This is a genomic window from Adlercreutzia sp. DFI.6.23 (genome assembly GCF_024462535.1).
GTDB lineage: Bacteria > Actinomycetota > Coriobacteriia > Coriobacteriales > Eggerthellaceae > Adlercreutzia > Adlercreutzia rubneri.
The window spans coordinates 1-399 of record NZ_JANGBP010000193.1 but is presented as its reverse complement, the minus strand read 5'-3'; the positions used below and the strand labels follow the sequence as shown (position 1 = coordinate 399).

The following is a 399-nucleotide window of genomic DNA, read 5'->3' as shown; positions in this document are numbered from 1 at the left end:
GCCGAGAAGCAGGCCTACGCCGACAAGCAGGCCAAAAAGCGCGCCATTCTCAAAGCCCTGTGCGAGCAGCAGTAGCCGCATCTCTCGTGGCGTCTTGCCGTGATTTGCCTTTCTCCTACGGTTTGCCTATCGTTGTCTGGGAAGCCTGACCAATGGTCTATGATGCGGTGATCTATCCGCACGCGAAGGAGGAGCGATGCCCAACATTCGCCTAACCCATCCCAAGCTCTCCCCCAACGCCGCTGCGGCGGCGGCCAAGGTGTCGCCCGAAATTCGGGAACTCATCAAGCGCTCCGGCAAAAAGCCCGTGCGCGAGTACACCTTGGGCGAGGAGATCTTCAATGGCCACGGAGAAACGAACAAGGTCGTTGCTCATCGGTCGCGCCGCCTAGACGCGGG

1 protein-coding gene is annotated in these 399 nt (G+C 60.4%); it reads left to right on the top strand.

Annotated elements, in window-relative coordinates; translation table 11 throughout:
• Nucleotides 1–196 precede the first annotated feature (196 nt).
• Nucleotides 197–399 (top strand): hypothetical protein (locus tag NE591_RS12965; protein WP_256156831.1); only part of this gene is annotated, 203 nt, incomplete at its 3' end.